The following is a 7970-nucleotide window of genomic DNA, read 5'->3' as shown; positions in this document are numbered from 1 at the left end:
ACTCGTCATGGAAGAAGGGGTGCTGAAGGAAACCGACTTCCGCTTAGACCACTTTCCAGAGGACTATGACAAGGAGCGGATTGCCCGAACGCTGGCACCGCTCAATCACTTGCAAAATCTCAAGAGCTCAATCCCTGATACGGTGACCTTTATGGAGATGTATGGGGCAGAGACCTTCGATGATCTGCAAGTTCCTAAGCGCTGGGGTAAGAATGCACCTTATAAGAGTTTAGCGGTGCCGATTGGCCTACGTGGTAAGGATGACCTGGTCCAGCTCAATCTCCATGAGAAGGCACATGGACCGCACGGGCTAATTGCGGGAACAACGGGATCTGGGAAGTCAGAGACCATCCAGTCCTATATCCTCTCCCTCGCCGTCAACTTCCATCCGCATGATGTGGCTTTTCTCCTCATCGACTACAAGGGTGGGGGAATGGCTCATCTCTTCAAGAACTTGCCGCATCTCTTGGGAACCATTACCAACTTAGACGGAGCCCAATCCATGCGGGCTCTGGTCTCTATCAATGCGGAGATCCACCGCAGAGAGCGGATCTTCAACCGATATGAAGTCAATCATATCAATCAATACCAAAAGAAATTTAAGACAGGGGAGGCAACCGAGCCCCTACCGCATCTCTTTCTCATCTCGGATGAGTTTGCGGAGCTCAAGGTCAATCAGCCTGACTTTATGAAGGAGCTGGTGTCCATCGCTCGTGTCGGGCGGTCTCTTGGGATTCACTTGATCCTTGCGACCCAGAAACCATCCGGTGTCGTGGATGACCAGATCTGGTCCAACTCGCGCTTTAAGATTGCGCTCAAGGTGGCGGATCGGTCTGACTCCAACGAAATGCTTCACACGCCAGATGCGGCAGAGATTACCCAGACGGGACGTGCCTATCTACAGGTCGGCAATAATGAAGTCTATGAACTCTTCCAGTCAGCCTGGTCGGGGGCGGATTACCAACCGGATAAGGACGACATGGGCATTGAAGACCATACTATCTATCTGATTAATGACTTGGGTCAATATGAAATTTTGAATGAAGACCTGTCTGGCTTAGAAGAGGCCGATGAGATTAAGGAAGTACCGACAGAGCTGGACGCGATTGTGCAGAACATCAAACTTCTGACTGAAAAGCAGAAGATCGCTCCTGTACCGCAGCCTTGGTTGCCACCGCTCAAAGAGCGGCTGACCTTAGAGGAGCTAGAGCCGATCAACTATCAAGCCGAATGGGAGAAGGGGCAAAGCGATCTGAACCTCTTGATCGGTCTGGCAGATATGCCGCAGAAACAGGCTCAGGAAGTGGCTCATATCAACCTGACTAGGGATGGTAACATCCTGCTTTACGGCAGTCCGGGGACTGGGAAGACCACCTTCCTGCAGAGTGCGGCCATGGACTTGGCGAGAAAGCACAGTCCGAAAGACCTGACCCTCTATCTCCTTGACTTTGGAACCAATGGTCTGGCGCCTCTGGCGAATCTCCCGCATGTGGCGGATACGCTTCTCTTAGATCAAAGTGAGAAGGTGGCCAAGTTTGTGCGGATTATGGAGAGCGAGCTCAACCGCAGAAAGAAACTTCTATCCGAGTATGGTGTGGGTACCATCGCTCTTTATCGTGAGGCTAGCGGTAAGGAAGAACCGGCGATTGTGGTGATGTTGGATAGTTTTGAGTCCATGAAAGAGGAAACGTTTGAGCCATCGCTCTTTAAGCTGCTTATGCGAATTGGTCGTGAAGGCTTGAGTGTTGGAGTCCATCTCTTAATCACTGCTGGTCGTAAGAGTAACCTGCGAGCAATTCTCTATGCTAACTTTAAGCACCAACTAACGCTTAAGCAGAATGACATTCAAGATATTAAAGAGGTTACCGGAAATGATCCATTGGTCAACTTGATGGAAGACATTAAGGGTCGGGCACTGATGAAACGCGAAGAACTAAATAGTGTTCAGTTGGCTCTACCCGTTTCAGGGGAGAATGACATTCAAGTCATTAATAACCTTCGTAACAGAGTGAATGAGCTCAATCAGGATTGGATGGGAATCCGTCCGAAAGAGGTGCCAATGGTACCAGATGAACTGACGGAATATGATTTCTATAATCGCCCAGCTGTTCAGGCAACTTATGGAGAAGGAGTATTACCATTAGGACTAGACATAGAAACAGTGGAGCCTGTTATTTGGGATATCTCTAAGGGTAATTTGCTTTATCTGACAGACAAAGAGGAGCAAATGCTTATCTTAACTCAGCAGATTGCTCGAAGCAAACAAAAGATTATTATCCTTGCGCCGCAGTATCACAATCTTCCTGAAATGAAGGGAGTGACTATTCTAGATAAACCAGAAGAATATCAAGTGGGTATTGCGACTATGGAATCGAGAATTAAAGAGCGCTTGGAGAAACGTAAGAGCCAGCATGAGGCTACTGTTATCCTCTATAATCAGTTGGAGTTGGTAGAGGATATGAGCTTAGATGACTTGTCTTCTCTTCTCTTTGTCTTGGAGAAGGGACCAAGAGCCGGCTATAGTACAGTAGCTATCAGTAGCAGTCAACTGATTAAGCAGATTGACAGTGTATCAAAAGTTATCAAGACCTATAGACAAGCGATACTGTCCATGCGCATTAACGATCAAGCTGTTGTGACCGTTAACAGCAGACCACTGAAAGAAGAACCGCTAGCAGAACAAGTCCATTACTATATAGCTGATGGTCGTGCAAGTAAAATAAAAGTATTAATGATGTAAGGGGGAAGAAATGGGAAGAGCAGCATTACAAGCTCAGTTACATAAGTTATCAAAAGACTTTAGTACAGTCACTGCAAATATTTTGGAGTTAGAAAGTGTAAAGAGTACACTTTCAGGTGTTTCTACAGAGATTACTTATGAGTTAACTGATTATGACACAGTTAAAACATCATATAATTTAGCAGGTACATCTTATGAGCAGGAGACATCAAACGAGGAGAAGTTACTAAAAGATGCTTCCACGAAATATGAGGAACACAAAACCAATACCTTATCAAAATTGACTATAAAAATAGATGAGTTAAAATCAGAGGCAGCAGGCCTACGATTTGGGATGAATGCTCTTAGCTATGAGATTGCAAATACAGAGGAGGATTAATTCATGAGTGATGATGTTATAAAAGTTCACGACCTACCAGGCATAGCTCAATATAGTCAGTCTATTAAGAAATTTTCACAGAATTTAAGTACCGCAACGGATGACACTGCTCGAACCTTCAATACTCAGATTGAAGGTTCGGAGGGCCAAGCTATTAATGCCTTTTTGCAAAGTCTCAATGATTTACAGAGTCAAGTCTTTAATAAAATACCTGAGGTTTTGACGAAATATGCAACTGTAGTCAGTGATTTTGAATCAAGTGTCAGTGGTGTTGGATTTACAAAAGAAGCCTGGACTAGTGAATCAGGCAATACTTCTGTTCGTAATAAGCTAACTGGGGAGCAAAAGGATACATTACAATCTGTCGCTAAAACATTGCAGTCCGCATTAGATACTGCGACGAAGGCTTTAGAAGAGTCATCTATTGACTTGTCAGGTATTACAAACACTACGGCCAATGGCTTAGACGACGCTTCTACTGCTCGTTTGAATACTCATACACCATTTCAGAGTGCTCATGATACTTTTAGTACAAATTTACAGCAGATTGTAGAAGCTATTACCACTTTAAATAGAAGTGTTAATCAGGCACAAATTACATTGAACTTGTCTCCTAAGGCCGTGTTCAATATGGTAGCTCAAGGATTGCATATGAATCCTTTAGGTGCTGTAAGAAATATTGATGAGGCCAAAGCATTAGATTCAGTTTATGGAGATAACCAAGCATTAATTTCTCAAGTGAATCGAAATAATGTCAGAGATACAGTAGTATTTTTAATGGTCGATGGTATGGCGACTTGGGTCAAAGATAAGAATACAGATAAGTTACAGTCGTTCTATAATGCAATCGGGAAGATGGAATTGGCTGATAGTTCTGCTTGGTTGGATAAATTTACGACTTCGGGGCAGAGTTTAGCCATTGTCCATCAAGCTGATATGGCCTTGAAGTTTGAACAAGTAGGTCACGACTATAGTAAAATGAAGGCAGAATTTATCAAAGAGAATGCCATAAATGAAGTAATCGGTATTAATAGGGGATTGTACTCTATTAAATTTGGAAAGAAGACATTCAAACCAAATGGCTCGAATCTTTCAGTAGCCGATCCACAGCAGATTAGTTTTGAGTTTAATTCTGATGGAAGAACTATTTTTAGGGTGATTGGACAAGCATCCGGTTATAAAGTGGAAGGATTTAAGGCTACCACTCAGGAATATAGTAGTGATTTCAAAGTGAATTCCTCTGAGTTGAATAAAGAGGAAATTACACATCGTTTAGAAGAGTTAGATCAAAAAAGGAAAGAAATTGTATTTGAAACACTTCGAGATGTTGGGAGTGGATTTGCAAAATTTTCAAAGTATGAAACAGCCTTCAAGTTGTTAAAATTAGTAAGTGCAGAGGCTCATGGTGCAATTGATGCAATTGATGAAATTGAAGAAAATGATAACAAAATGAGAAAAAAGGCCGCCTCAGTTGTAAAATCAGTTGTAAACGGTTTTGAAAACTGGAAAAAGGTCTCAACTGAGGAATTGGAACAAGTAGCTAAACTAAAAAGAGAAATGTTTGGTAAAGGTGGCTGGGTATTTGAAGGTGGAACACCATCTGACGGCAGTAATCAAAGAATTGTTTCCGATACGAGTTATTATCGTTTTGAAGTTTCTCAACGAATCGCAGAGATGGATAAGTATGGAATGAAATTGTTCTTTGAAAAAGAAGGAAAAAGTACAGAAGATTTTAAAAGAGAGCTAGATAAAATAGGCATTAGCCAAGAAATTAGCAATTATCTAGTCGGTAACAACTCAGATTTGAAATTTGAAAAAATGGATAGAAAACAGCTTGAGGAACTTCAACGTGGTGTCAAACAATATGATATCCTTCAGGCAAATGAATACGATAAAGATGATGGTGCAAAATATTTTGACTATTTGAAGGCAAAATATAATCGGAATATCAATACGAATCACTGATGAGGGGAAATAATGATAAAAATAATGAAATCAAAATTAGTTCAAGTCATGTTTCTTGCACTCACTGTTATAGGACTTTACTTTGCTTATCAGGCATATCGTAGGCATGAACTTACTCAGTTTGTTATGTGGAGTCCAAGGGCTAAAATTGCAAGTTATGAATTTATGGATGATAACAAGGCAGTAGCGATTGATTGGGATAATGAGTCAGAATTAAAGGAGGCAGAAGAAGCTAAAAAATATGATTCAGGTATCAATGTAAACAATCGTAAAACAGCGACCAATGGGGAACATTTTATTGTTCGCCAGAGTTACAAATTAAAATCAGCCACGTATAAGTATTGGATCCTTGAAGAAGATGCGGTTCCATATTTGAAAAGTAATATTCCAGAGCAGGGAGAGTACTGGTTGTTAGACGTCTATGATACGAAAGATGGGACAATCAAACAAAAAACTTATGATGTATTTAAGATGGTGAGGGAATATAATAAGGATTATATTCCAATTGGAGTTGCTGAATCATCAAAATTATTACAATCTGAGAATGAAAAAGATTATTTACCCATAAAAATGGCTGTGAATAGTGAACCAAGTGCTAAAACTTTTATAGGTATAATTGATTTGACGAGTGGAAAAATTTTATCTGAAACACCGTCTGGAAAGCCAGGCAAAGAGTTTTATGATGTTTTTCAAAATACAATAAAAAATAGAGACGCTTTTGAAGATATAATCAATCAAAATGATGGACTTTCAAGCCAAAATTTTACTTTTGATTCATCTAACTTCAGTTTTAAAAAACCAGTAGAAAAATCCCAATACCTATCCTTGTCAAGCAAATATCCAAAGGTATTTGATATATTGAGTAAAGGGTTGTTATCTGAATTATATTTCCTTGGAAAAGAAGATGTTCGTTTTAAAATCTCTCTCTTAAAGCTAGTTCTTCCAGAGGGTACAAATATCTTTAAGGATATCACCATTCCAGCGACTAGCTCGAAAGATGGACAGGAACATTTGGTTCAAAGCGAAGAAGAGTTTTTACAATATTATAAATCCAGTACGGAGGAAGAATAATGGGACGAAAGCGAATATTACCAGAACATATCAAAAGTGTGAAACACAGTTTTGAGGACATGAGTGGCAGAATAGAAGAGAAGAGCTCTAGTCTGATAGAGTCTTCTGCAACTACTCACTTGGCTTCTGCAACAGATGCGGTGAAAGCTCTAACAAAAGATTTAGTTCCTGTCATTGAATCTTTTGATGAATATCTTAATTCTGTAGCAGATGAGTTTAGCAGAATAGATAATGAAATAGGGCATATGATAGAAGGGGGCAGTCTTCAACAGTATGCGAATGGGAAGAGTGATACAGAAATGGTTAGAAAAAGATATATTACTCAGAAAAACATTGAAAATTATAATAGGATGTATAATGATTTTCCATAATGTATAACTTCAATCTCACAACCACCTGAAACTAACTCAGGTGGTTTTTCTATTGTTCTTCTTCTCATAGCTCTACATTTTTGAACTAGTTGAAGAAAAAATATATCTATGTTATATTATATTAAGCGACTTTTTTCTTGTCATCCGTGCTGACGAGCTGACGCTAATGAGATTCACTTAGTCATCTTCGCTGACAGCCTGAAGTCAATGTGATTTACTTCGTCATCTGCGCTGACAGTCTGAAGTCAAAGCGTTTTGCTTCATCATCTTCGCTGACAGTTTGAAGCTAACGTGATTCGCTTCATCATCCACGCTGATAAGATGAAATAAAGTCGTGTCCCCCGTCATCCTCGGTGACGAGAACAATAAAAAAAAAGAGGTGTTTATGAAAACAGAAAAAATTGTAGCTATAAAACATAGCAATCTTCGCCACGCAGAATTCTCCCAGTTCATTGCGCGCTTTCTGGATGATTTGAAGAAAGAAAACTTGGACATTAAAAAGGAAGAAGTTCTGACAACCTTAGTTGAGAAGATCCAAGCAGCCTTACCTGCCTATCAAGCTTCGCTGGGTCACATTCGTGCCAATGAGAAATCAGGGTTATTAAACGAAGCAGACGACTTGCGAGATGCGGACTTGCAAGCACTTCGGGATTCTATCAAGCCTTACCGAGCAAGCAAGCGAGAAGCCGAAAAGACAGCCTATATCAATTTGAAATTACTGTTTGACACCTACAAAGATGCCCACAAGAAACACTACGAAGAAGAAACAGCCTTGATTTCCAGTTTGCTGGAAAAACTAGCCTCCGATAAATATAAATCTCAGATTGAAACGCTAACGATTTCTAAGTTTGTAGAAAATCTTGAGGAGAGCCATCAAGCCTTTGAGAAGCTCTTTGCGTCCCGCTCTCAGGACAATCTTCAAACGGTCAGCTTTGATGTGAAGAAGCTACGTAAAGAAGTAGCGACCCCATACCAACAATTAAGTGACTATGTGTTGATTCTGAGCCAAGTGAAGGAAGATGAGTTCTACAAGCGTTTCCTCTCTGTTCTCAACAACAGCCGGAAGCATTATGCGGATACCTTGGCTCGCCGTAAGGGGAAAGAGGCGAAAGTCGCTGAAACAGCTACGACTGAATAAACTGGTCTTTAATGAAGAAAGCGAGAATCTTTACGATCCGCTTGTCTACCCACCTGAAAATGACTCAGGTGGTTTTTTACGCTCGTTTTCTCCATCCGCTCTCCTATTTTGGTATAATGGGACAAGGACATTTTCCTTTTAGTACTTTGAAAACTTTCTATTTTACGCTTATTTATCTGCTCTGCGATTTCCCAAACAAATAAAATGACTGTCCTAGGCTGTTCGCTTGTCTTCGTGGAAGATGTGATGAGCTCGCTGTCTGAGAATATCCAGACGGTTATCAATATCAAGGACCGCAATACGGGA

Annotated in this window: 6 protein-coding genes; all 6 read left to right on the top strand. The window is 40.7% G+C overall.

Annotated elements, in window-relative coordinates; translation table 11 throughout:
* Positions 1 to 2740, top strand: a 2740-nt coding sequence (gene essC / locus SSIN_RS08555) for a type VII secretion protein EssC (protein ID WP_037617942.1), incomplete at its 5' end; no start/stop codon positions are given.
* Between the two features lie 10 nt (positions 2741 to 2750).
* Entirely contained in the window at positions 2751 to 3119 is a 369-nt protein-coding gene (locus SSIN_RS08550; RefSeq protein ID WP_037617936.1) for a hypothetical protein, read from the top strand.
* Between the two features lie 3 nt (positions 3120 to 3122).
* Positions 3123 to 5084 (top strand): hypothetical protein, encoded by a 1962-nt coding sequence (locus tag SSIN_RS08545; protein ID WP_037617934.1) that lies wholly within the window; start codon positions 3123 to 3125, stop codon positions 5082 to 5084.
* A 12-nt stretch (positions 5085 to 5096) separates the two neighbouring features.
* Positions 5097 to 6155: a hypothetical protein gene (locus SSIN_RS08540; protein ID WP_244880089.1), complete on the top strand. Its 1059-nt coding sequence runs from the start codon at positions 5097 to 5099 to the stop codon at positions 6153 to 6155.
* Entirely contained in the window at positions 6155 to 6526 is a 372-nt protein-coding gene (locus tag SSIN_RS08535) for a hypothetical protein (RefSeq protein WP_052076778.1), read from the top strand. Before SSIN_RS08540 ends, SSIN_RS08535 begins: the two co-directional genes overlap by 1 nt.
* Before the next feature lie 385 nt (positions 6527 to 6911).
* Entirely contained in the window at positions 6912 to 7664 is a 753-nt protein-coding gene (locus tag SSIN_RS08530; RefSeq protein ID WP_037617931.1) for a DUF6261 family protein, read from the top strand.
* Positions 7665 to 7970 lie beyond the last annotated feature (306 nt).

Origin of the sequence: Streptococcus sinensis (assembly GCF_000767835.1) — a bacterium.
Classification (GTDB): domain Bacteria; phylum Bacillota; class Bacilli; order Lactobacillales; family Streptococcaceae; genus Streptococcus; species Streptococcus sinensis.
Note: the sequence above shows the minus strand (reverse complement) of the source record. Positions and strands in the feature narration are given on the sequence as shown.